The 23,076-nt window shown below is 72.7% G+C and carries 22 protein-coding genes; 21 read left to right on the forward strand and 1 reads right to left on the reverse strand.

Features of this window, described 5'->3' with window-relative positions:
* The first annotated feature begins 78 nt into the window (after positions 1-78).
* Genes hisG through NUV38_RS10315 form a run of 3 tightly spaced genes read left to right on the forward strand, consistent with a single transcriptional unit; the run spans position 79 to position 1,822 of the window.
* Positions 79-930, forward strand: coding sequence for an ATP phosphoribosyltransferase (gene hisG, locus NUV38_RS10305; RefSeq protein WP_257729038.1), 852 nt, complete (start codon positions 79-81; stop codon positions 928-930).
* Complete coding sequence (locus NUV38_RS10310; protein ID WP_257729039.1) at positions 927-1,340, forward strand: PH domain-containing protein; 414 nt, start codon at positions 927-929, stop codon at positions 1,338-1,340. Before hisG ends, NUV38_RS10310 begins: the two co-directional genes overlap by 4 nt.
* Positions 1,337-1,822, forward strand: coding sequence for an SseB family protein (locus NUV38_RS10315; RefSeq protein ID WP_257729040.1), 486 nt, complete (start codon positions 1,337-1,339; stop codon positions 1,820-1,822). Before NUV38_RS10310 ends, NUV38_RS10315 begins: the two co-directional genes overlap by 4 nt.
* Before the next feature lie 153 nt (positions 1,823-1,975).
* Here the strand turns inward: NUV38_RS10315 and NUV38_RS10320 are convergent, their stop codons facing one another.
* The gene (locus NUV38_RS10320) at positions 1,976-2,980 is read right to left on the reverse strand and encodes a GNAT family N-acetyltransferase (RefSeq protein ID WP_257729041.1); all 1,005 of its coding nucleotides are present in this window, start codon (positions 2,978-2,980) and stop codon (positions 1,976-1,978) included.
* 286 nt (positions 2,981-3,266) lie between these two features.
* On the opposite strand from NUV38_RS10320, the gene infC reads away from it, so the two are divergent.
* From infC to NUV38_RS10410, 18 genes are all read left to right on the forward strand, one after another.
* A complete protein-coding gene (infC, locus tag NUV38_RS10325; protein ID WP_257729042.1) occupies positions 3,267-3,995 on the forward strand; it encodes a translation initiation factor IF-3 in 729 nt (242 codons plus the stop codon).
* A gap of 1 nt (position 3,996) precedes the next feature.
* On the forward strand, positions 3,997-4,191 hold the full coding sequence (gene rpmI / locus NUV38_RS10330; protein ID WP_055970371.1) for a 50S ribosomal protein L35: 195 nt from the start codon (positions 3,997-3,999) through the stop codon (positions 4,189-4,191).
* Between the two features lie 27 nt (positions 4,192-4,218).
* Entirely contained in the window at positions 4,219-4,611 is a 393-nt protein-coding gene (gene rplT / locus NUV38_RS10335) for a 50S ribosomal protein L20 (protein ID WP_257729043.1), read from the forward strand.
* A gap of 41 nt (positions 4,612-4,652) precedes the next feature.
* The gene (locus tag NUV38_RS10340; protein ID WP_257729044.1) at positions 4,653-5,456 is read left to right on the forward strand and encodes an RNA methyltransferase; all 804 of its coding nucleotides are present in this window, start codon (positions 4,653-4,655) and stop codon (positions 5,454-5,456) included.
* A complete protein-coding gene (locus tag NUV38_RS10345; protein WP_257729045.1) occupies positions 5,453-6,172 on the forward strand; it encodes a 3-keto-5-aminohexanoate cleavage protein in 720 nt (239 codons plus the stop codon). The genes NUV38_RS10340 and NUV38_RS10345 overlap by 4 nt, the downstream gene beginning before the upstream one ends.
* Positions 6,173-6,195: 23 nt before the next feature.
* On the forward strand, positions 6,196-7,239 hold the full coding sequence (locus tag NUV38_RS10350; RefSeq protein WP_257729046.1) for an ATP-binding protein: 1,044 nt from the start codon (positions 6,196-6,198) through the stop codon (positions 7,237-7,239).
* A 68-nt stretch (positions 7,240-7,307) separates the two neighbouring features.
* Positions 7,308-8,411 carry a phenylalanine--tRNA ligase subunit alpha gene (gene pheS, locus NUV38_RS10355; RefSeq protein ID WP_257729047.1) on the forward strand — a complete coding sequence of 368 codons (1,104 nt, stop codon included), beginning with the start codon at positions 7,308-7,310 and terminating at the stop codon, positions 8,409-8,411.
* A gap of 2 nt (positions 8,412-8,413) precedes the next feature.
* Positions 8,414-10,927 carry a phenylalanine--tRNA ligase subunit beta gene (gene pheT, locus NUV38_RS10360; protein WP_257729048.1) on the forward strand — a complete coding sequence of 838 codons (2,514 nt, stop codon included), beginning with the start codon at positions 8,414-8,416 and terminating at the stop codon, positions 10,925-10,927.
* A gap of 469 nt (positions 10,928-11,396) precedes the next feature.
* Positions 11,397-12,845: an argininosuccinate synthase gene (argG, locus tag NUV38_RS10365; protein WP_257729049.1), complete on the forward strand. Its 1,449-nt coding sequence runs from the start codon at positions 11,397-11,399 to the stop codon at positions 12,843-12,845.
* Between the two features lie 43 nt (positions 12,846-12,888).
* Positions 12,889-13,947, forward strand: a complete 1,059-nt coding sequence (gene argC / locus NUV38_RS10370) for an N-acetyl-gamma-glutamyl-phosphate reductase (RefSeq protein WP_257729050.1) — start codon at positions 12,889-12,891, stop codon at positions 13,945-13,947.
* A 76-nt stretch (positions 13,948-14,023) separates the two neighbouring features.
* Positions 14,024-15,193, forward strand: coding sequence for a bifunctional glutamate N-acetyltransferase/amino-acid acetyltransferase ArgJ (gene argJ, locus NUV38_RS10375; RefSeq protein WP_257729051.1), 1,170 nt, complete (start codon positions 14,024-14,026; stop codon positions 15,191-15,193).
* A gap of 8 nt (positions 15,194-15,201) precedes the next feature.
* Complete coding sequence (argB, locus tag NUV38_RS10380; RefSeq protein ID WP_257729052.1) at positions 15,202-16,194, forward strand: acetylglutamate kinase; 993 nt, start codon at positions 15,202-15,204, stop codon at positions 16,192-16,194.
* A 26-nt stretch (positions 16,195-16,220) separates the two neighbouring features.
* Positions 16,221-17,429, forward strand: a complete 1,209-nt coding sequence (locus NUV38_RS10385) for an acetylornithine transaminase (RefSeq protein WP_374626801.1) — start codon at positions 16,221-16,223, stop codon at positions 17,427-17,429.
* Positions 17,426-18,349 (forward strand): ornithine carbamoyltransferase, encoded by a 924-nt coding sequence (gene argF / locus NUV38_RS10390; protein WP_257729053.1) that lies wholly within the window; start codon positions 17,426-17,428, stop codon positions 18,347-18,349. The genes NUV38_RS10385 and argF overlap by 4 nt, the downstream gene beginning before the upstream one ends.
* 7 nt (positions 18,350-18,356) lie before the next feature.
* A complete protein-coding gene (locus NUV38_RS10395) occupies positions 18,357-18,896 on the forward strand; it encodes an arginine repressor (protein WP_257729054.1) in 540 nt (179 codons plus the stop codon).
* Complete coding sequence (argH, locus tag NUV38_RS10400) at positions 18,893-20,335, forward strand: argininosuccinate lyase (protein ID WP_257729055.1); 1,443 nt, start codon at positions 18,893-18,895, stop codon at positions 20,333-20,335. Before NUV38_RS10395 ends, argH begins: the two co-directional genes overlap by 4 nt.
* On the forward strand, positions 20,332-20,574 hold the full coding sequence (locus NUV38_RS10405) for a DivIVA domain-containing protein (protein ID WP_257729056.1): 243 nt from the start codon (positions 20,332-20,334) through the stop codon (positions 20,572-20,574). Before argH ends, NUV38_RS10405 begins: the two co-directional genes overlap by 4 nt.
* Positions 20,575-20,641: 67 nt before the next feature.
* A partial coding sequence (locus NUV38_RS10410) for a non-ribosomal peptide synthetase (protein ID WP_257729057.1) occupies positions 20,642-23,076 on the forward strand: 2,435 nt, incomplete at its 3' end.

A 23,076-nucleotide genomic window follows, 5' to 3' on the forward strand; every position in this document is an offset into this window, starting at 1 on the left:
GTCGTGCGATCCGGTCACCGTCCCCCGTCGTGGCGGACGCCGGTCGGGCCCGACCCCCTTCGTCAGAAAGTCACCACCATGCTGAGAGTGGCCGTTCCCAACAAGGGCGCCCTGTCCGACGCCGCGAGCCAGATCCTCGCGGAGGCGGGCTACCGCCAGCGCCGCAACACCAAGGACCTCGTCCTCGTCGACGCCGACAACGACGTCGAGTTCTTCTACCTGCGTCCGCGCGACATCGCCGTCTACGTGGGGGAGGGCACGCTCGACGTCGGCATCACCGGCCGCGACCTCCTGCTCGACTCCGCAGCCCCGGCGACCGAGCAGATCGGGCTCGGGTTCGGGGCCTCGACGTTCCGCTTCGCCGCGCCCACCGGGTCCATGTCCGCCATCGCCGAGCTGGAGGGCAAGCGGATCGCGACCTCGTACCCCGTCATCGTGCAGGACTACCTGGGCGCACGCGGTGTCTCGGCGACCGTGGTCCGCCTCGACGGTGCGGTCGAGTCCTCCATCCGCCTCGGCGTGGCCGACGCGATCGCCGACGTCGTCGAGACCGGGAGCACGCTGCGCCAGGCCGACCTCGCGGTGTTCGGCGACCCGATCCTCTCGTCCGAGGCCGTTCTCATCACGCGCGGCGGGGCCGAGGCCGTCGAGCCCGACGGGTACGCCGTGTTCAAGCGCCGGCTCGACAGCGTCCTCGTCGCCCGGACGTACGTGATGATGGACTACGACATCCGCGCGGAGCACGTCGAGCGGGCGGTCGAGCTCACGCCGGGCATCGAGTCGCCCACCGTGTCGCCCCTGCATCGTGAGGGGTGGGTCGCGGTGCGCTCGATGGTGCCGCGCGACGCCGCCCAGAAGATCATGGACAGCCTCTACGAGCTGGGCGCCCGCGGGATCCTCGTGACCGACATCCTGGCGTGCCGGGTATGACCACCCACCGTCCCGGCGGGACCCGCTACGTCGCCTACGGGTCCTGCGTGGCCCTGGTGGCGATGTCGGTCGCGATCACCCTCGCGCTGCCGCAGGAGATCCGCGCCCAGGTCACGCTGTCGCAGGCGCTCACGCTGTACGGCTCCATCGCGGTCTTCATCGCGATCCTGCACGGCATCGGACGCAGCCGGGTGACCGTCTCCGACGACGAGCTCGAGGTCGTGAACGGGTACCGCACGCACCACGTGCCGTGGAACCGGGTGAAGGGCTTCGCCTTCGGGGAGGGCGCTCCCTGGCCCACCCTCGTGACGGTCGACGACGAGCGGCTCATGCTCTTCGCCCTGCAGGGCACGAGCGGCCACGGCCGGGTGCGTCAGGTCGTCGACGACCTGGTGCGGCGCGTCCCGTGACCGGCCGCTCGCTGGCCGAGCCGGCGTTCCCCGACGACGACGGACGGCTCGATCCTCGACTCGGTGCTGCCCTGGGCGACACCGTGGCCGTCCTGGCGGTCCTCGGCTCCGTACGCGTCTTCGTGCCCGTGGTCGCCACGCTCGGGGCCGCGAGCCAGGCCGCCGGCCCCGAGGCCCTCACCACCGGGGACAAGGACGCCGACATGGCCGCGGTGCTCATGACCGGCGCCGACGGCCGCCAGGCGCTGCTGACGTTCAGCAGCCTCGAGGCGATGACACGCTGGAACCCACAGGCTCGGCCGGTCCCCGTGTGGGGCCAGGCGGCCGCCGTGGCGGCGCAGTCCGAGGGCGCCGCCGCGCTGCTGCTCGACCTCGGTTCCCCGCACTTCCAGGTCGTGGAGACCGACGACCTGCGACACCTGGCGGCGGGGGACCGGCTGGTGTCCACCGAGGTCGGCCACGCCTGGGTGACCGGGGGCTGAGCACGGTCTCGACGGCTGGTGCGGCCGGGCAGCGGCTCTCGTCCTCCTGACCTCGAAGGTAGCGGCCGCGCGGAAAGCGGCCTCGTATCCGCGCGTCATCCACCGCCCAGCCGTAGGACGAGCCGAGGCAGGGCGGCAGCCAGCAGGATCACCTCACGCGCTCTCGGCCGCCCGAACGCCGGCGAGCGGGACGGTGATGTGCACGGCGGCATCGTGGCGCTCCACCCGGGCGACGAAGCCGGCCGCGCCCACGGCACGCAGCAGCATGTCGTTGGACCCGGCCGACACGAAGGTGAGGTGCTCGGCGCCCTGCGCCTTGGCGTGCCGCGCCGCGTGCTTGACCAGCAACGTGCCGAAGCCGCGCCCCTGCCAGGCGTCCTCGACGAGCAGCTGGAAGACCAACCGGTCCTCGAGCGGCTCGAGGACCCCGTGACCCACCAGGTCGAGACCGACCTGGACGACGAGCGCGAGGCCGTGCTCGGGCGTCACGAGCCGTCGCGCCATCCGCGTGGTCATCGGCATCCGCAGCGGCACCTGGTAGCGCGTGTAGAGGGTGTCGACGCTGCACCGCTCGTGCAGCGCCGCCACGGCCTCGATGTCGGCGAGTCCGGCCGGACGGACCAGGGGCATCGGGTGGCGTGGCGAGGGTGCGATGAGGGGGACGTCGACGCCGGCGTCGCTCACGAGCGACAGCAGGGCCTGGGCGCGCGCCCGCTCGACCGCCGTGAAGGGGACCGCTCGGCTGATCCTCAGGGCGGTGCCGTTGCGCCGCCGCAGGTCCAGCACGTCGTGGCCCGCGTAGTCGGCCACGTCGGGCGGCTCGGTGGCGAGCAGCTCGGCGAGCACGTCCTCGACGTCGCGTCCCTCCTCCAGGACCTGGTGGACGGCGTCGAGGTAGCGCGTCGGCGTGTCCAGCACGGCGTCCTCGTCGGCACGGGTGACCGCGACGGCGGTGCCGCCGGCCCCGACGAAGAGCTCCGCGAGGGCGACGTCGGTCCAGTCGTCGCCTGCCTCGACGACGAACTCGTCGGTCACCGTGGGACGGGTCGAGAAGACCTGCATCCCCACGATGTTCACGTCGGCCTCCCCGCATGCCAGCGCGATCCGGCCCAGCAGACCGGGCCGATCCGGGAACGTGGCCCTGACCCTCCACCTCATGTCGACACCTCCTGGGCCCATGGTGAGCGGCCGGTGTTGCCCGGCGGCGTCCGCGGTGTTTCGCCCCGATGTCGGCCGTCCCGGACCGCTGCCGAGCCGTGCCGGTGCGCCGATTTTCACGAGGGCGCGAGGGTTTGCTATGCTGGGAGGGAAGTGGAGGCCCACCTCCCACCTGCTCGATCCGCGGATCGGGGGGTACCTCGGCCGGTACGCCCGGCCGAGCGACGCTGTTCGGTTCGCACCGACGGCGTGCATCGGTGGCCTCCGTCCTGTCGGACGGGGGCCATTGTCGTGGGCCTCCTGGACACAGACCACAGGAGGATCCATCAGCACAGAGCTGCGCGTCAACGACCGCATCCGCGTACCCGAGGTCCGGCTCGTCGGACCCGGCGGTGAGCAGGTCGGCATCGTCCGCATCGAGGACGCCCTGCGCCTCGCTGCCGAGTCCGACCTCGACCTCGTCGAGGTCGCCCCGACGGCCCGCCCCCCGGTGTGCCGCCTCATGGACTACGGCAAGTTCAAGTACGAGGCCGCCCAGAAGGCACGCGAGTCACGACGCAACCAGACGAACACCATCATCAAGGAGATGAAGCTTCGTCCGAAGATCGACCAGCACGACTACGACACCAAGAAGGGTCACGTCGTGCGGTTCCTGAGGGCGGGCGACAAGGTCAAGATCACGATCATGTTCCGCGGCCGCGAGCAGCACCGACCCGAGCTCGGGTACCGCCTGCTGCAGAAGCTGGGCGAGGACGTGTCTGACCTCGGCGTCGTCGAGGCGCACCCGCGCCAGGACGGTCGCAACATGACGATGGTGCTCGCGCCGCTGAAGAAGAAGTCCGAGGCCCAGGCCGAGGTCAAGGCCGAGAAGGCCGAGAAGACCGCGGAGAAGACCGCGGAGCGCGAGGCCGAGGCGGCCGCCGACAAGGCGCACCGTGAGGCCCAGAAGAAGACTGCGACGCCGAAGAAGCCCCGGCGTCGAAGCGAGAACCTCGACCCAGACATGGAGGCATGAGATGCCGAAGTTCAAGCCCCACTCGGGCATGAAGAAGCGCGTCAAGATCACCGGCAAGGGCAAGCTCCGTCGCGAGCAGACCGGCCGCCGGCACCTCTTGGAGCACAAGCCCAGCACCCGCACCCGCCGTCTCGACGGCACGGTCGACGTGTCCAAGGCCGACACCAAGATGGTCAAGAAGCTGCTCGGTCGCTGACCGCACCCCACCCGAAGGAGAACCCCTATGGCACGCGTCAAGCGTTCCGTCAACGCGCAGAAGAAGCGCCGCGAGACCCTCGAGCGGGCGTCCGGCTACCGTGGCCAGCGCTCGCGCCTGTACCGCAAGGCCAAGGAGCAGGTCACTCACTCCCTGGTCTACAACTACCGTGACCGCAAGGCCAAGAAGGGCGACTTCCGTCGTCTCTGGATCCAGCGCATCAACGCTGCCGTCCGCGCCGAGGGCCTCACGTACAACCGCTTCATCCAGGGCCTGAAGGCCGCGGGTGTCGAGGTCGACCGCAAGATGCTCGCCGAGCTGGCCGTCAACGAGCCGGCCGCGTTCAGCGCGCTCGTCCAGGTCGCGAAGGACAACCTTCCGGCCGACGTGAACGCGCCCAAGGAAGACGCGTCGGCCTGACCGCCCTCGCACCCACGCCCGTGGCAAGCCCCGAGCACACCGTGACCGTCCGCAGTGGACGGATCAAGCGTGCTCGACGGCTTGCCACGCGGCGTTTCCGGGCCGAGACCGGCGAGTTCCTCGCCGAGGGCCCGCAGGCCGTCCGTGAGGCCCTCGCCGCGCCCGACGTGGTGCTCGAGGTCTTCGCCACCGCCGCGGCGCAGGAGCGACACCCGCTCCTGCACCAGGCGGCCGACGCCGCCTCCGTCACCTGGACGGTGGTCGACGACGAGGTGCTCGCCGAGGTCGCCGACGCCACCACGCCCCAGGGCATCGTGGCCGTGTGCCGCACGGTCGTCAGGGGGCTCGAGGCCGTGCCGGACGAGGCACGCCTCGTGGTGGTGTGCCACGACATGCGCGACCCCGGCAACGCCGGTGCGGTCATCCGGTGCGCCGACGCCGCCGGGGCGGACGCCGTGGTCCTGTCGGCCGACAGCGTCGACCCCACGAACCCGAAGGCCGTCCGGGCCGGTGCCGGCAGCCTGTTCCACCTGCCGGTCGTGGTCCACCGCGACCACGGCGAGGTGCTCGACGCGCTCCGTGCACGCGGACTTCAGGTGCTCGCCACCGACGGCGACGCCGACGTCGACCTCTTCGACGCCGACCGCGAGGGCTCGGGTCTCGACCTGGCCGCCCCGACGGCCTGGGTCATGGGCAACGAGGCCCAGGGACTGCCGGCCGAGGTGCGCGACGCCGCCGACCTCGCCGTGGCCGTGCCGATCCTCGGTCGGGCCGAGAGCCTGAACCTGGCCACCGCAGCCGCGGTGTGCCTCTACGCCAGTGCGCGTGCGCAAGGGGACCGATGACCACCACCGTCCTGCAGTGCTGCCTGAACGGGTCCCGCGACGCCGACGAGCACCCTGGGGTGCCGGTCACCGCCGAGGCCTGCGCGGCCGACGCCGCCGCCGTCGTCGCCGCCGGCGCCCAGGACCTGCACGTGCACCCGCGCACGGGCGACGGACGCGACAGCCTCGAGCCGGCCGACGTCGCGCGCTGGGTCGAGGCCGTCCGCGCCGTCGTGGACGTCCCGGTGGGGGTCACGACGGGTGCGTGGGCGTGGACCGGTGGAACCTCGCCGGCCCGCGCCGTGGCCGCGTGGACGGTGCTGCCGGACCACGCGTCGGTCAACTGGCACGAGCGTGACGCCGTGGATCTCGCGGCCGCACTCGTCGACCGCGGGGTCCAGGTGAGTGCCGGCCTCTGGACCGAGGACGCAGCCCGCGACTGGCTGGCGTCCTCGTGGCGCGAGCAGACGTCGGTCGTGCTGCTCGAGCTGGCCGACGCCCCCGACCAGCGCGCGACGGCCGAGACGCTGCTGGAGCTGGTGCGTCCGACCGGCCTCCCGGTCCTGCTGCACGGAGAGGGCCGCTCGGCCTGGCCGATGCTGGACCTCGCGGTCGAGCTCGGGGTCTCCACGCGCATCGGGCTGGAGGACGTCGTCGAGGGTCCGTCCGGCGAGCACGTCGACGGCAACCTCGCCCTCGTCGAGCTCGCGTCGGCCCGCGGCGCTCGTCGCGTGTAGTTCATTCGTACTAGATTCCTTCCATGGACCTCGACGACTTCCCCGACGGCGTGGTCATCGCCGGAGCGGACGGGATCGTCGAGTACGTCAACGGACGCATCGAGAAGATGGCGCGGGCCGCGCCGGGCGAGATGCTCGGGATGCACCTGTCCGACGCCATGCCGTTCGACGACCTGAACGGCAACAGCTGGTACGACTCCACCCGTCCCTACGACGGGCTGAACATCAGGAACCGGCTCTCCGAGCAGTCCTGGTACTCGCCACGAGGCAGCGAGTACCTCGTGACCGCCCGACTGGTGCGCGACCGGCCCGGCGGCACGGTGGTCAAGGTCATCGCGAGCGTGCGCAACGCGAAGGTGCGCAACCAGCGGGACCGTGAGCGCTCGGACCTGGTGGCCACCGTCGCGCACGAGCTGCGGTCGCCCCTCACGGGCATCAAGGGCTTCACCGCCACCCTCCTGTCGAAGTGGGACCGCTTCTCCGAGGAGCAGCGTCAGTTCATGCTCGAGACGGTCGACTCCGACGCGGACCGCCTCAGCCGACTCATCACCGAGCTGCTCGACGCCGCCCGCATCGACGCGGGCCGGCTCACCCTGCGTCGCGGACCCGTGAAGCTCGACGAGGTCGTCAGGGGAGTGCTGCGCAGCGCCTCGGCCGGTGGCGAGCCCTTCGAGCTGACCACGGTCGGCGAGCCGCACCTGGTGTGGGGCGACGCCGACCGGATGACCCAGGTGGCCACCAACCTGATCGAGAACGCCATGCGCCACGGGCACGGTCTGAAGAAGGTCGTCGTCGAGCACCTGGGCGAGGACGCCGCTGCCGGAGGCGGGGGAGCGGTGCTCGAGATCCACGACCAGGGTCCCGGCATCCCCGAGGAGATGCGCCAGCGCGTGTTCAGCCGCTTCTGGCGCTCCGGCCCCGGGGCCGGCAGCGGGCTCGGCATGTACATCGTGCGCGGCATCGTCGAGGAGCACGGCGGGCGCATCGAGATCGGCGACGCGGACGGTGGGGGCGCCTGCATCCGGGTCTGGGTGCCGGTCAACGAGCCCGACGCCCTGACCGACTGACCGACACGGGCCCGGCCACCGCGACCCGGGCCGGTCCGTCCGGGTGACCGGCTCACTAGACTGCTGGGGTGTCCGCCCCGAACTCCGACTACGACCCCGTCGAGGTCGCCGCGCTGGGCGAGGCCGAGGTCGCGCGTGTGCGCGATGCCGCCCTCGCCGCGATCGCCGCCGCCGACTCCCTCGACGCGCTCAAGCAGGTGCGCATCGCCCACACCGGCGACCGCTCCCCGCTCGCGCTCGCGAACCGCGAGATCGGCGCGCTCCCCCCTCAGGCCCGCAAGGACGCGGGGCAGCGGGTCGGACAGGCGCGCGGGGCCGTCAACCAGGCACTCGCCGCTCGCTCCACGGAGCTCGAGTCGGTCGAGGAGGAGCGTCGTCTGGTCGAGGAGACCGTCGACGTGACGCTGCCGACCGACGTCGAGCCGATCGGATCCCGGCACCCCATCACCACCATCCGGGAGCACGTCGCCGACATCTTCGTCGCGATGGGCTGGGAGGTCGCGGAGGGCCCCGAGGTCGAGGCCGAGTGGCTCAACTTCGACGCGCTCAACCTGGGCCCGAACCACCCGGCGCGCACGATGCAGGACACGTTCTGGGTCGAGCCGGAGAGTGCCGCGCTGGTGCTGCGCACGCACACGTCGCCGGTGCAGGCGCGCACGATGCTCACCCGCACGCCGCCGATCTACGTCGTCTGCCCCGGACGCGTCTACCGCACCGACGAGGCCGACGCCACGCACATGCCGGTCTTCCACCAGGTCGAGGGCCTGGCGATCGACCGTGGTCTGTCGATGGCGCACCTCAAGGGCACGCTCGACCACTTCGCGTCGGCCGTGTACGGCGACGAGATCACGACGCGCTTCCGTCCCTCGTACTTCCCGTTCACCGAGCCCAGCGCGGAGGTCGACCTGCTCTGCTACGTCTGCCGCAACGCCGCCGACGCCGTCGCGGACTGTGGCACCTGTCGCGGGGAGGGCTGGATCGAGTGGGGCGGCTGTGGCGTGGTCAACCCGCGCGTCCTGGTCGCGTGTGGCGTCGACCCCGAGGAGTACTCGGGCTTCGCCTTCGGCATGGGCCTGGACCGCACCATCATCAGCCGTTACGACATCGCCGACATGCGCGACCTGTGGGACGGCGACATCCGCTTCACCCAGCCGTTCGGAGTTGGTCTGTAGACATGCGCGTCCCTGTGGAGTGGCTGCGATCGCTCGTCGAGCTCCCCCCTGCCGTGACGACCGAGCAGATCGCCGACCGACTGACGATGTACGACCTCAAGCTCGAGGAGATCGTGGGCGGCGGCATCACCGGGCCGCTCACGGTCGGCCGCGTGCTCGAGGTGCGTCCCGAGGAGCAGAAGAACGGCAAGACCATCAATTGGTGCCGCGTGGACGTCGGACCCGAGCAGAACGAGCCGTCGGTGCCCGACGCGCCGGGCGAGGACGTCGCCTCGCGCGGCATCGTGTGCGGTGCGCACAACTTCGGCGTGGGCGACCTGGTGGTCGTCTCGCTCCCGGGCACCTACCTGCCCGAGATGGGCTTCGAGATCGGCTCGCGCAAGACCTACGGCCACGTCTCCGACGGCATGATCTGCTCCACCCGCGAGCTGGGGCTTCCGGACGACGAGACGTCGGCCGAAGGCATCCTCGTGCTCGCGCCGGGGTCGGCCGAGCCGGGTGACGACGCCGTGGCGCTCCTCGGGCTGGGTGACCAGACCCTGGACCTCGAGGTCAACCCCGACCGCTCGTACGCCCTCAGCCTGCGCGGTGTCGCCCGCGACGCCGCCCTCGCGTTCGACGTGCCGTTCACCGACCCCGCCGACCGTCCCGTGCCCGCGGCAGACGTGCCGGCGTACCCCGTGCGGGTCGAGGATCCCGAGGGCTGCCCGGTCTTCACGACGCTGGTCGTCTCGGGTGTCGACCCGACCCGTCCCACCCCCGCGTGGATGGCCCGGCGCATCACCGATGCCGGCATGCGCTCCATCTCCCTGGCCGTCGACGTCTCCAACTACGTCATGCTCGAGCTGGGCCAGCCGAACCACTGCTACGACCGCGACACGGTCCGCGGCGACATCGTCGTGCGCCGGGCCCGTGCGGGGGAGAGCCTCACGACCCTCGACGACGTCGAGCGGACGCTCACGCCCGAGGACCTCGTGATCGCGGACGACTCCGGTCCCATCGGTCTGGCCGGTGTCATGGGCGGCGCCTCGACCGAGCTCTCGGACACGAGCACCGCCGTGGTCGTCGAGGCCGCGTACTGGGACCCGGTGACCATCTTCCGCGCCGTCAAGCGGCACCGCCTGCCCTCGGAGGCCGCCAAGCGTTACGAGCGCGGCGTCGACCCCGAGCTCACGCTCGTCGGGGCGGCCCGCGTGGCCGAGCTGCTGGTGGAGCTCGGCGGCGGCACCCTGGAGCCCGGCGCCACCGTGGTCGGCGAGCCGCCGGCGCGCACGGCCGTCACGGTCCCCGTCGACCTGCCCGCCCGCATCAGCGGCGTGCCGATCTCGGCCGACGACGCCCGGCGCACGTTCGAGCGCAACGGCTGCATGGTCGAGCAGGACGGCGACGTCCTCCACGTGACCCCGCCCAGCTGGCGCTTCGACCTGAACGACCCCTACGACTTCGTCGAGGAGGCGCTTCGCACGGCGGGCTACGACCAGGTGCCGTCGGTCCTGCCGACGCCCACGGGTGGGCGTGGCCTGACCCGCCACCAGGAGCTGCGTCGGCGTGTGGGCCACGTGCTCGCGGGCGCCGGACTGGTGGAGGTCACCACCCTGCCCTTCGTGGGCGAGGCGGACCTCGACCGGCTCGCGCTGCCCGCCGACGACGCCCGTCGCCGGCAGGTGCTGCTGGCCAACCCGTTGTCGGCGCAGGAGCCCGGTCTCACGACCACGCTCCTCGTCGGCCTGCTCCGGTCGGCTGCGCTCAACGTCGGCCGCGGTCACGAGGCGGTGCAGATCAGCGAGATCGGGCGCGTCTTCCACCCACGCCCCGGCGCTCCCGCCGCGCCGATCTACGGCACGGACCGCAGGCCGACGAGCGACGAGATCGCCGCGCTCGACGCGGCCCTGCCCGACCAGCCCTTCCATGCCGGATGGGTCCTGGCGGGGGAGCGGGAGCGTTCCGGCTGGGCCGGTCCGGGACGGGCGGCCACCTGGGCCGACGCCGTCGCGGTGGCACGCCGGCTCGCCGACGCCCTGCACGTCGACCTCACGGTCGAGCAGGCGCAGGTCGCGCCGTTCCACCAGGGACGTTGCGCCGCACTGGTGCTCGACGGTCGAGTCGTCGGGCACGCGGGTGAGCTCCACCCGTCGGTGCTGAAGGAGTACGGGCTCCCGGCGCGGTCGGTGGCGGGCGAGGTCGATCTCGACGCGCTGCTCGCGGCGTCGCCCGAGGTCGGGCCCCGCCCGGACTTCTCGACCTACCCCGTGGCCAAGGAGGACCTCGCGTTCATCGTCGACGCCGGCGTGACGGCCGAGGCCCTGCGCTCCGCGCTCGCCTCGGCCCACGCGGTGGTCGAGTCGGTACGACTGTTCGACGTGTACACCGGGGCACCGGTGCCCGAGGGGCAGAAGTCGCTCGCCTTCGCGGTGCGGCTGCGCGCCCCGGACCGCACCCTCAAGGATGCCGAGATCGCCGAGGCGCGTGCCGCGCTCGTCGCCGCCGGCGAGGCCCTCGGGGGCACGCTGCGCTGACCCGCGTCCTGCGGCTGCGCCCCTCGGCTCCTCGTCGTGGTGGTTCTCGCAAGGGGCCTCGACCGGGGACCTGGGTGCGTGCCGGCCTCGGGTCTCGGGGTCTGGCCGGGTCGGGCGGTAGGGAGGGCACGGAACGGCCGGTGGGGCGGTAGGTAGGGCACCGAATTCTCGGGCTGGAGGTAGGTCTGGCACCTCATTGACGCGCGTTGAGGTGTCAGGCCTACCTCCGCGCTCGTATTCGGTGTCTCTCCTACCGCCCACCCCGCCAAGCTCCGAGACCCCGGGCCGGCACGCACCCAGGCTGCCGGCCGAGGCCCCTTTCGGAGCGCAGGGGGAGTCGGAGCCGCGGCAGCGCAGCCGCAGGACGGGTCGAGGCCGAGGAGGCGCAGCCGCAGGTCGAGCAGCACCCGAGCGGCCGCAGGCCCACCCCCTCTGCAAGACTTTGCAGCCTTATGCAAGAATGTGAGGCATGTCCAAGGTCCTCACCTCCCTGCCCGTCGGCGAGCGCGTCGGCATCGCCTTCTCCGGAGGGCTCGACACCTCCGTCGCGGTCGCGTGGATGCGCGACAAGGGCGCCGTGCCCTGCACGTACACCGCCGACATCGGCCAGTACGACGAGCCCGACATCTCGGGCATCCCCGGTCGCGCGATGCAGTACGGCGCGGAGCTGGCCCGGGCCATCGACATCAAGAAGCCGCTCGTCGAGGAGGGCCTGGCGGCCCTCGCCTGCGGTGCGTTCCACATCCGTTCCGGCGGCCGCACGTACTTCAACACGACCCCGCTCGGGCGTGCCGTCACCGGCACGCTCCTCGTGCGCGCCATGCACGAGGACGGCGTCGACATCTGGGGCGACGGGTCCACGTTCAAGGGCAACGACATCGAGCGGTTCTACCGGTACGGCCTGCTGGCCAACCCCGCGCTGCGGATCTACAAGCCGTGGCTGGACGCCGAGTTCGTCCACGAGCTGGGCGGACGCACCGAGATGAGCCAGTGGCTCACCGAGCGGGACCTGCCCTACCGGGACAGCCAGGAGAAGGCCTACTCCACCGACGCCAACATCTGGGGCGCCACCCACGAGGCCAAGACGCTCGAGCACCTCGACGTCTCGCTCGAGACGGTCGAGCCGATCATGGGCGTCAAGTTCTGGGACCCGTCGGTCGACATCGACACCGAGGACGTGACCGTCACCTTCGAGGCCGGGCGTCCCGTCGCGATCGACGGCGACACCTTCGGCGGCGACCCCGTGGCCCTCGTGCACGCGGCCAACACGATCGGCGGCCGTCACGGGCTCGGCATGTCCGACCAGATCGAGAACCGGATCATCGAGGCCAAGAGCCGCGGCATCTACGAGGCCCCGGCCATGGCGCTGCTGCACATCGCCTACGAGCGGCTCGTGAACGCGATCCACAACGAGGACACCATCGCCAACTTCCACGCCCACGGACGCCGGCTCGGACGGCTCATGTACGAGGGACGCTGGCTCGACCCGCAGTCGATGATGCTGCGCGAGTCGGTGGAGCGCTGGATCGCCTCGCTCGTCACCGGCAGCGTCACCCTGCGGCTGCGCCGGGGCGAGGACTACTCGATCCTCGACACGCAGGGCGAGAACTTCTCCTACCACCCCGAGAAGCTGTCGATGGAGCGCACCGACAACGCGGTCTTCGGTCCGACCGACCGCATCGGGCAGCTCACGATGCGCAACCTCGACATCGCCGACTCCCGCGCGAAGCTCGAGATGTACGCCGGCCAGCCGCTCGACCAGGGCCAGGTGCTCGTCGAGAACGGCACGCTCTTCGGCGAGCTCCCTGCCGGTGGTGCGATGCGGATCGAGGCCAACCCTGCGGCCGGGTCCGACAGCGCCGGCGGAGTGGGGGAGCAGGCGCTCGACGCGGCCGCCATGGAGCTCGGCACCGACTGACCGACGCGCCCACCCGACCGATCGAACCTGACAAGGTGGACCGATGACGACCTTCACAGCAGCCGTGGCCGGAGCCAGCGGCTATGCCGGTGGCGAGGTGCTGCGGCTCCTCAGCGCCCATCCCGACGTCGAGATCGGTGCGGTCACCGCCGCGTCGAGCGCCGGATCGCGCCTGGGCGAGCACCAGCCGCACCTGGTGTCGCTCGCCGACCGCGTGATCCAGCCGACCGACGCCTCCACGCTCGGCGGGCACGACGTCGTGTTCCTCGGCCTGCCGCACGGCGAGTCCGGACGCATCGCGGCCGAGCTCGGTGACGACGTGCTCGTCATCGACTGCGGCGCCGACCACCGCCTGGAGAGCGCGGAGGACTGGACCGCGTTCTACGGCAGCGAGCACGCCGGCACGTGGCCCTACGGCCTGCCCGAGCTGTTCGTGGGCGCCGGCCGCCAGCGTGACCACCTCGCCGGGGTCCGCCGCATCGCCGTCCCCGGCTGCAACGTCACCGCCGTGACCCTCGGTCTGCAGCCGGCCGTCTCCGCCGGGATCGTGGCGGCCGACGACCTCGTGGCGGTGCTCGCCAACGGCTTCTCCGGCGCCGGCAAGGCGCCCAAGGCCCACCTGCTCGCCTCCGAGGGGTTGGGTGCCGCCTCGCCCTACGGCGTCGGGGGCGTGCACCGGCACGTGCCCGAGATCGTGCAGAACCTGACGAAGGCCGGCGGCGAGGGTGTGACGATCTCGTTCACCCCCACGCTCGTCCCGATGGCCCGCGGCATCCTCGCCACGTCCACGGCGCGGCTCGCCGACGGCGTCGACGCGGCCCGGGTGCGGGCCGTCTACGAGGAGGCCTACGGCGGTCCCGGCCAGGGCGAGCCGTTCGTCCACCTGCTGCCCGAGGGCCAGTGGCCCACCACGGCCGCGACACTCGGCGCCAACACGGCGCAGCTGCAGGTCGCCGTCGACGAGGCAGCCGGTCGACTCGTCGTGACGAGCGTCATCGACAACCTCGTCAAGGGCACCGCCGGCGGCGCCATCCAGTCCATGAACCTCGCCCTCGGTCTCCCCGAGACCACGGGCCTGCCGACCACAGGAGTCTCCCCATGAGCGAGCGTCAGCGAGTGAACGACCAGCACCTCGTGCCGGCAATCTCGTACCGTGCTCTTCCTTCGGGGGTGGCGGCATGAGCGTCACCACCCCCCAGGGTTTCCGTGCGGCCGGCGTGCCCGCGGGCCTGAAGTCCACCGGAGCGCCCGACGTCGCCGTCGTCGTCAACGACGGGCCGCTGAGCGCCGCGGCCGCCGTCTTCACGTCCAACCGTTGCAAGGCCAACCCCGTCCTGTGGAGCGCCGAGGCGATCAAGACCGGTGCGGCCAGGGCCGTGGTCATCAACTCCGGCGGCGCCAACTGCTACACCGGCCCCGACGGGTTCGCCCTCACGCACCGCACCGCCGAGCTGGCCGCCGAGCGCCTCGGCGTCGGTGCGGTCGAGGTGCAGGTCTGCTCCACGGGCCTGATCGGCCTGCTCAACGACAGCGACGCCCTGCTGGGCGGGGTCGGCAACGCCATCGACGGCCTCAGCGATGACGGTGGTCATGCCGCCGCCACCGCGATCATGACGACCGACACGGTCGCCAAGGAGTTCGTGACACGTGCCGAGGACTTCGGCGACTCCGGCTGGACCATCGGCGGCATGGCGAAGGGTGCCGGCATGCTCGCCCCCGCGCTGGCCACGATGCTGGTCGTCATCACGACCGACGCCGTGCTCGACTCCGAGACAGCCGACGAGGCCCTGCGGGCAGCCACCGCCCTGACGTTCGACCGCCTCGACTCCGACGGCTGCCAGTCCACGAACGACACGGTCCTGCTGATGGCCAGTGGCGCCTCGGGCGTCGCGCCCGACCCCGCCGCGTTCGGCGCCGCCCTGCACGGTGTCTGCCGCGACCTCGCGCTGCAGCTGCTCGCCGACGCCGAGGGCGCCGACCACGAGATCGCCATCACGGTCGTCAACGCCGCGTCCGACGCCGATGCGGTCGAGGTCGGCCGTTCGGTGGCCCGCAGCAACCTGTTCAAGTGCGCGATCTTCGGCAAGGACCCGAACTGGGGACGCATCCTGGCCTCGGTCGGCACCACGCAGGCGGCCTTCGACCCGGCCGACCTCGACGTCGCCCTCAACGACGTGTGGGTCTGCCGTTCCAGCGGCCCGGGGGAGTCGCCCGACGGCGTCGACCTCACCGATCGCGCGGTCACCGTGACGATCGACCTGAAGCAGCCAGACGACTGCACCGCGACGGTCTGGACGAACGACCTGACCCAGGCGTACGTGCACGAGAACTCGGCCTACTCCTCCTGAGGACCACCATGACGACACCCGAGACCCCCCAGACCGACGAGACCTCGCCCGAGGCCGGCCACAGCCGCGAGGAGTGGCGGGAGCACACCGAGAAGGCCGCCGCCCTCGCCGGCGCCCTGCCGTGGCTGAAGCGCTACCACGGCAAGGTCGTGGTGGTGAAGTACGGCGGCAACGCCATGACCGACGAGTCCCTGAAGCAGGCGTTCGCGGAGGACATCGTGTTCCTGCGCCTGGCCGGCTTCAAGCCGGTCGTCGTCCACGGCGGCGGACCGCAGATCAGCTCCATGCTCGACCGGCTCGGCATCGAGTCGGAGTTCCGAGGCGGCCTGCGGGTCACCACGCCGGAGTCCGTGGACGTCGTGCGCATGGTGCTCACGGGCCAGGTCGGGCGTGAGCTCGTCGGCCTGCTCAACCGGCACGGCGCCCTCGCGGTCGGCCTCTCCGGCGAGGACGCCGGTCTGTTCACCGCGACGACCACCCGTCCGGTGATCGACGGCGTCGAGACCGACATCGGACTCGTCGGCGAGGTCACCCACGTGCGCCCGGAGGCCGTGCAGGACCTCATCGACGCCGGCCGGATCCCGGTCGTCTCCACCGTCGCGCCCGACGCGTCGGGGCAGGTGCACAACGTCAACGCCGACACCGCGGCGTCGGCCCTCGCCGTCGCGCTCGGGGCCGAGAAGATGCTCGTCCTCACCGACGTGGAGGGGCTGTACCGGGACTGGCCCGACAGCACCGACGTCATCGGCGAGATCTCCCCGGAGGCGTTGCGCGAGATCCTGCCCGGCCTCGCGTCGGGGATGATCCCCAAGATGACGGCCTGCCTGAAGGCCGTCGAGGGCGGCGTCAGGGGCGCCACCGTGGTCGACGGTCGCGAGCCGCACGCCGTGCTGCTCGAGATCTTCACCGACGAGGGTGTGGGCACCCAGGTGCTGCCCGGCGTCGAGACCCGCATCCGCACCGCGCTGTACTCCACGAGCGCACCGAAGGAGTCGTCGTGAGCGACCAGCACGTCCAGAAGGCCAGCCTGCCGTTGTCCGCCCAGGGGCGCCCCGAGAGCGGGGACTCCTGGACCGAGCGCTATCGCGGCTCGGTCATGAACACCTTCGGCGACCCCCAGCGGGTGCTGGTGCGCGGTGAGGGCAGCACGGTCTGGGACGTCGACGGCAACCACTACCTCGACCTGCTCGCGGGCATCGCCGTGAACGCCCTCGGACACGCCCACCCCGCGATCGTGAAGGCCGTCACCGAGCAGCTGGGCACCCTCGGCCACGTGTCGAACTTCTTCACCACCGAGCCGCAGGTGCGCCTCGCCGAGCGTCTCGCGACCCTGCTCGACGCGGGCGACGGCGTGCCCGTGCGCACGTTCTTCGCCAACTCGGGCACCGAGGCCAACGAGGCCGCCTTCAAGGCGACCCGTCGCACGGGCCGCACCACGGTCGTCGTGGCGGAGGGCAGCTTCCACGGCCGTTCGATGGGCGCGCTCGCGCTGACGTCGAAGGCCGCCTACCGCGAGCCGTTCGAGCCGCTGCCCGGCGACGTGCGCTGGGTGCCCTACGGCGACGCCGAGGCCCTGTCCGCGGCGGTCGACGACACCGTGGCCGCCGTGCTCCTGGAGCCCATCCAGGGCGAGGCTGGCGTCGTGGTGCCGCCCGACGGGTACCTGGCGCACGCCCGCGCCGTCACGCACGAGCATGGCGCGCTGCTGTGGATCGACGAGGTGCAGACCGGTGTCGGCCGCACCGGCGCGTGGTTCGCGTTCCAGGAGTCCGGCATCGTCCCCGACCTCGTGACGCTGGCCAAGGGTCTCGGCGGCGGGTTCCCGATCGGTGCGTGCATCGGCATCGGCGAGGCCGCCACGCTCCTCGGTCCGGGCAACCACGGCACGACGTTCGGCGGGAACCCGGTGGCCTGTGCCGCGGCGCTCGCGGTGCTCGACACGATCGAGGCGGACAGCCTGCTGCAGCACGCCGTGGCGCGGGGCGACCAGATCGCCGCCGTGCTGGATCAGCACCCGCGGGTCCTCGAGGTCACCGGCCGCGGCCTCATGCGCGGCGTGGTGCTCACCGAGCCCCGCGCGGCCGACGTGCAGAAGGCGGCACTCGACGCCGGGCTCGTCCTGAACGCACCCACGCCGGACCGGCTGCGCATCGTCCCGCCGCTCGTGCTCACCGAGGCCGAGGCGGCCCACGCGGCGGCGACGCTGTCGGCGGTGCTCGCGGAGGTGCTGGCATGACCCGCCACCTGTTGCGCGACGACGACCTGACGCCCGCCGAGCAGGCCGAGGTGCTGCAGCTCGCGCTGCGCATGAAGGCCGAGCCCTTCGCCCACCGACCGCTCGAGGGCCCGCGGTCCGTCGCGGTGGTCTTCGACAAGTCGTCCACCCGGACCCGCGTCTCGTTCTCCGTCGGCGTGGCCCAGATGGGTGGGCACTGCGTCATCCTCGACGCGGCCACCACGCAGGCGGGTCGGGGCGAGCCGGTGGCGGACACCGCCCGGGTGCTGGGGCGCATGGTCGACGCGATCGTGTGGCGCACGTACGCGCAGGCGGGCCTGGAGGAGATGGCCCGGCATGCAGGCGTGCCCGTCGTGAACGCCCTGAGCGACGACTTCCACCCCTGCCAGCTCCTGGCCGACTGGCTCACCGTGCTCGAGCACAAGGGTCCGTTGGCGGGCCTGACGGTGGCCTACGTCGGGGACGGCGAGAACAACATGGCCCACTCCTACGTGCTGGGCGGTGCCGTGGCGGGCATGCACGTGCGCATCGGTGCGCCCGGCGGGTACGCGCCGGCCGCGCACGTCGTCGCGGACGCCGAGAAGGTCGCCGCGTCCACCGGGGGATCGATCCTGCTCACCGACGACCCCGCCGAGGCCGTCGCCGGTGCCGACGTCGTCATCACCGACACCTGGGTCTCCATGGGCCACGAGGCCGAGAAGGCCGAGCGGCAGGCGATCTTCGGTCCGTACTCCGTCACGGGTGCGCTGCTCGAGCACGCCGACCCCGACGCGATCGTCATGCACTGCCTGCCGGCCTACCGCGGCCTCGAGATCGCCGAGGACGTGCTGGAGGGCCCCCGCAGCGTCGTGTGGGACGAGGCCGAGAACCGTCTGCACGCGCAGAAGGCGCTGCTCGCCTTCCTGCTGGAGCGGTCCTGAGGAGCGCGTGGCCGTGAGCATCCCCGACACCAAGCCCGCGCGCCAGCGGCTCATCATCGACCTGCTCGGGCGGACGGCGGTGCGCTCGCAGGCCGAGCTGGTCGCGCTGCTGCAGGAGCACGGCGTCACGGCGACGGCCTCCACGGTCTCGCGCGACCTCGTCGACCTCGACGCCGTCCGCGTGCGCAACTCCGCAGGTGCGCTCGTGTACGCCGTACCGGCCGAGGGGGGCGACCGCACACCGCGCGCGGCCGAGGACGGACCGGCGTCGCAGCAGCGCCTCTCGCGGTTGCTGCGCGAGCTGCTCGTGTCGGCCGAGGCGTCGGCCAACCTGGTGGTGCTGCGCACGCCGCCCGGCGCGGCGCAGTTCCTGGCCTCCGCCGTCGACCACACCGGACAGACCGACGTGCTCGGCACCATCGCCGGCGACGACACGGTCATGATGATCTGTCGTGACCCGGACGGCGGCGCCGCCGTCGCGGCCCGGTTCACCGAGCTCGCCGAGCTCCCCACCGACACCCGATCCACGAGCGAGGCGACACCATGAGCGACACCGACGACGACCTGACCCGCCCAGCGGCGGGCGACGCCGCCGGAGCTGGAGACTCCCGCCTGTGGGGCGGTCGCTTCGCCGGCGGCCCGTCGCCGGAGCTGACCGAGCTCTCGCGCTCGACGCACTTCGACTGGCGGCTCGCACCGTACGACCTGCGTGGCTCGCGGGCGCACGCCCAGGTGCTGCACGCCGCAGGCCTGCTGACGGACGACGACCTGGCCGCGATGCTCCAGGGGATCGACGCGCTCGACGCCGACGTCGCCTCGGGTGCGTTCACGGCCGACCCGGCTGACGAGGACGTGCACTCGGCGCTGGAGCGCGGGCTCGTCGAGCGGCTCGGGCCCGACCTCGGCGGACGCCTGCGGGCGGGTCGCTCCCGCAACGACCAGGTGGCCACGCTGTTCAAGATCTACCTGCGCGAGCACGCCCACCGGATCGGTGACCTGCTGCGGGACCTGGTGACCGCCCTGGCGGACCAGGCCGAGCAGCACCTCGGTGCGCCCATGCCGGGCCGCACCCACCTGCAGCACGCCCAGCCGGTCCTGCTGTCGCACCACCTCCTGGCGCACGCGTGGCCGCTGGTGCGCGACCTCGACCGCCTCGCCGACTGGGACGACCGCGTGGCCGACGACTCGCCGTACGGGTCGGGCGCGCTGGCCGGGTCCTCGCTCGGGCTGGACCCCGAGAAGGTCGCGGCGAGCCTGGGGTTCACCGGCTCCACCGCCAACTCGATCGACGGCACGGCCGCACGCGACTTCGTGGCGGAGCTGGCCTTCGTCCTCGCCCAGGTGGGTGTCGACGTCTCCCGGCTGGCCGAGGAGATCATCCTCTGGAACACCAAGGAGTTCGACTTCGTCACGCTCGACGACGGGTACTCGACGGGGTCGAGCATCATGCCGCAGAAGAAGAACCCCGACATCGCCGAGCTCGCCCGCGGGAAGGCCGGTCGGCTGATCGGCAACCTGACCGGGCTGCTCGCCACGCTCAAGGCCCTGCCGCTGGCCTACAACCGCGACCTCCAGGAGGACAAGGAGCCGGTGTTCGACTCCGTCGACACCCTCGAGGTCCTCCTGCCCGCCTTCACCGGCATGGTCCGCACGCTCACGTTCCACACCGAGCGCATGGCCGCCCTGGCTCCCCAGGGGTTCGCGCTGGCCACCGACGTCGCCGAGTGGCTCGTCCGCGAGGGTGTGCCGTTCCGCGTCGCGCACGAGCTCTCGGGGGCGTGCGTGCAGGAGTGCGAGCGGCGGGGGATCGAGCTGTGGGACCTCAGTGACGACGACTTCGCCCGCATCTCGCCCCACCTCACGCCCGGCGTGCGCAGCGTCCTGTCGCTCGAGGGCTCCATCTCCTCGCGCGACGGCCGCGGCGGCACCGCGCTCGTCCGGGTCACGGAGCAGCTCGCCGAGGTCCGGGCGCGGGTGGCGCAGTGACGGCGCCGCGCTTCCCGCTCGTCCGGTTCCGCGAGGGATACGACGCGGGGGAGGTGGACGCCTTCCTCGCCGACGTCGAGCCGAGGGTGACCGGCCGACCGGACGGCTCGGTCGCTGCCCTGGTCCGCGAGGCGCGCTTCACCCCCGTACGGCTCCGACAGGGCTACGACATGGGCGCCGTGGACGCCCACCTCGACGCACTGCACGACCGGGCGGAGCGGGGCTCGCCCCGCGCGTGAGCGCGATCCCGCTCGCCGGGTCCACGCCGTTCACCGACCGTTCACGGGGGTCCGGCAGCATGCGCGGGTGCTCGACAGCGTGAGGGTCCCGGCCACGTTCCTGCGGTCGGGCCGCGCCGCACCTCCTCGGAGCCTCGTGGCCGTCCTGACCGCGACGGCCGACGCCCACGGCAGCGAGCCCGCCCTCGCCTGCGGCGACGTCGTGCTCACCTACGACCAGCTGCTCGAGACCGCCGGTGCCCTCGCGGACGAGCTGGGCTCGGTCGGTGTCGGCCGCGGAGCCCGGGTCGGGGTGCGCGTGTCCTCGGGGACGACGGACCTGCACGTCGCCATCCTGGGCGTCCTCCTCGCGGGGGCGGCCTACGTGCCGATCGACGTCGACGACCCGCCGGAGCGCGCGGCCACGGTGCTGCGCGAGGCCCACGCCGACGCGGTCGTGACCGACGGTCTCGTCGTGCGCCGCCTCCGGGACGAGGTGCGCGGGTCCGGCGCGGTCGAGCCGCCACGGCTCGAGGACGACGCCTGGATCATCTTCACGTCGGGCTCCACCGGCACGCCGAAGGGCGTCGCCGTCACGCACCGCTCCGCCGCGGCGTTCGTCGACGCCGAGTCGGTGCTGTTCTGCCAGGACGCCCCGCTCGGTCCCGGCGATCGCGTGATGGCCGGCCTGTCCGTCGCCTTCGACGCCTCCTGCGAGGAGATGTGGCTCGCCTGGGCGCATGGCGCGTGCCTCGTCCCGGCGCCGCGCTCGCTCGTCCGTAGCGGCGCCGACCTCGCCCCGTGGCTGGTCGCCAACGACGTCAGCGTGGTGTCCACCGTGCCCACCCTCGTGCTCATGTGGCCGCCGTCGGCCCTCGACGCGGTGCGGCTGCTGATCCTCGGCGGCGAGGCGTGCCCACCGGAGATCGGCGAGCGCTTCGCCACCGCCGAGCGCGAGGTGTGGAACACGTACGGGCCGACGGAGGCCACGGTGGTGGCGTGCGGCGCGCGCCTGCAGCCCGGCGAGCCCGTGCGCATCGGACTGCCGCTGGAGGGATGGGACCTCGCGGTCGTCGACGACCAGGAGCAGCCCGTGCCGCCGGGGGAGACCGGGCAGCTCGTCATCGGCGGTGTCGGGCTCGCCCGCTACCTCGACCCCGAGAAGGACGCCGCCACCTACGCGCCGATGCCCTCGCTCGGCTGGGAGCGCGCCTACCGCAGCGGTGACCGCGTCGTGCTCGACGAGGACGGTCTGCTCTTCGCCGGACGGGCCGACGACCAAGTCAAGATCGGCGGCCGTCGGATCGAGCTGGGCGAGGTCGACAACGCGCTGCTGGCCCTGCCCGGCGTCGAGGCGGCGGCCGCGGCCGTCCGCCGCTCGGAGGCCGGCAACAGCGTGCTCGTGGGCTACGTGGTGGCCGACGCGGGCTTCGACGCCAAGGCCTCGCGGTCGCTGCTGCGCGAGCGGCTTCCTGCCGCGTCCGTGCCGAGGATCGCCCTCGTCGACGCGATCCCCGTCCGCACCTCGGGGAAGGTCGACCGCGACGCGCTGCCGTGGCCGCTGGAGTCGACGACGACCACGGCCCTCGACGGGACGGCCGCGCTGGTGGCCGACGCCTGGACCCGGATCCTCGGCTCGGCCGTCGGCGGGCCCGGCGACGACTTCTTCGAGGCCGGAGGGTCGAGCCTGACGGCGGCCCAGCTCGTGGCCCGGCTGCGCGAGACGCATCCGGAGGTGACCGTCGCCGACGTGTACGAGGCCCCGACCGTGGGTGCGCTCGCCGCCCGGCTGGACACCCTGACGACCCCGGCGGTCGTGCAGGCGCGCGAGGTGCGTCCCGTGCCGCGCCGGTCCGCCCTCGCCCAGCTGCTGCTCCTGCTGCCCCTGCGGGCGCTCGGCGGGCTCGTGTGGATCGCCTGGCTCATCGTCGGCGTCCAGGTGCTCGCGGTCGGCACGGGCGCGACCTGGTGGCCCGAGCCGGGCTGGCCGGCGGCGGCCTGCGCGGTCCTGGTGCTGCTCCCGCCCGTGCGGGCGCTGCTGGCCGCAGGGCTGGTGCGGCTCCTGCTGCGTCCGCTCACGCCCGGCACCCATCCGCGTGGCGGGCGCGTCCACCGTCGACTCTGGGCCGCCGAGCGCGTCGTCGAGGAGCTGCGCGTGGGGTCGCTCGCCGGCGTCGGGGCGCTCAGCCTGTTCGCGCGGCTGCTCGGCGCCAAGGTGGGGGAGGGCGTCGACCTGCACGCCATGCCGTCCCTCACCGGGCTGCTGACGCTGGGACGGGGCTCCACCGTCGAGCCGGAGACGGACCTGTCGGGCCACTGGGTCGACGGGGACCGGTTGGTCGTCGGGCCGGTGCGCGTGCGGGCCGAGGCGCGCGTCGGCGTCCGCAGCACCCTGGGTCCGGGTGTCGTGGTCGGACGGGGCGCCGAGGTCGGCGCGGGGTCCACGGTGCTCGCGGACGTCCCCGACGACGTCTACGTCTCGGGCGCGCCGTCCGTGCGCGTCGGGGAGGCCCGCGGTCCGGC

Origin of the sequence: Aeromicrobium sp. 50.2.37 (assembly GCF_024655735.1) — a bacterium.
Taxonomy (GTDB): Bacteria; Actinomycetota; Actinomycetes; order Propionibacteriales; family Nocardioidaceae; genus Aeromicrobium.

Bases quoted from the DNA above. Each gene is read 5' to 3' on its own strand.
- hisG (WP_257729038.1), top strand. From the start codon at position 79: ATGCTGAGAGTGGCCGTTCCCAACAAGGGCGCCCTGTCCGACGCCGCG.
- NUV38_RS10310 (WP_257729039.1), top strand. From the start codon at position 927: ATGACCACCCACCGTCCCGGCGGGACCCGCTACGTCGCCTACGGGTCC.
- NUV38_RS10320 (WP_257729041.1), bottom strand. From the start codon at position 2,980: ATGAGGTGGAGGGTCAGGGCCACGTTCCCGGATCGGCCCGGTCTGCTG.
- rpmI (WP_055970371.1), top strand. From the start codon at position 3,997: ATGCCGAAGTTCAAGCCCCACTCGGGCATGAAGAAGCGCGTCAAGATC.
- rplT (WP_257729043.1), top strand. From the start codon at position 4,219: ATGGCACGCGTCAAGCGTTCCGTCAACGCGCAGAAGAAGCGCCGCGAG.
- NUV38_RS10345 (WP_257729045.1), top strand. From the start codon at position 5,453: ATGACCACCACCGTCCTGCAGTGCTGCCTGAACGGGTCCCGCGACGCC.
- NUV38_RS10350 (WP_257729046.1), top strand. From the start codon at position 6,196: ATGGACCTCGACGACTTCCCCGACGGCGTGGTCATCGCCGGAGCGGAC.
- pheT (WP_257729048.1), top strand. From the start codon at position 8,414: ATGCGCGTCCCTGTGGAGTGGCTGCGATCGCTCGTCGAGCTCCCCCCT.
- argG (WP_257729049.1), top strand. From the start codon at position 11,397: ATGTCCAAGGTCCTCACCTCCCTGCCCGTCGGCGAGCGCGTCGGCATC.
- argC (WP_257729050.1), top strand. From the start codon at position 12,889: ATGACGACCTTCACAGCAGCCGTGGCCGGAGCCAGCGGCTATGCCGGT.
- argJ (WP_257729051.1), top strand. From the start codon at position 14,024: ATGAGCGTCACCACCCCCCAGGGTTTCCGTGCGGCCGGCGTGCCCGCG.
- argB (WP_257729052.1), top strand. From the start codon at position 15,202: ATGACGACACCCGAGACCCCCCAGACCGACGAGACCTCGCCCGAGGCC.
- argF (WP_257729053.1), top strand. From the start codon at position 17,426: ATGACCCGCCACCTGTTGCGCGACGACGACCTGACGCCCGCCGAGCAG.
- argH (WP_257729055.1), top strand. From the start codon at position 18,893: ATGAGCGACACCGACGACGACCTGACCCGCCCAGCGGCGGGCGACGCC.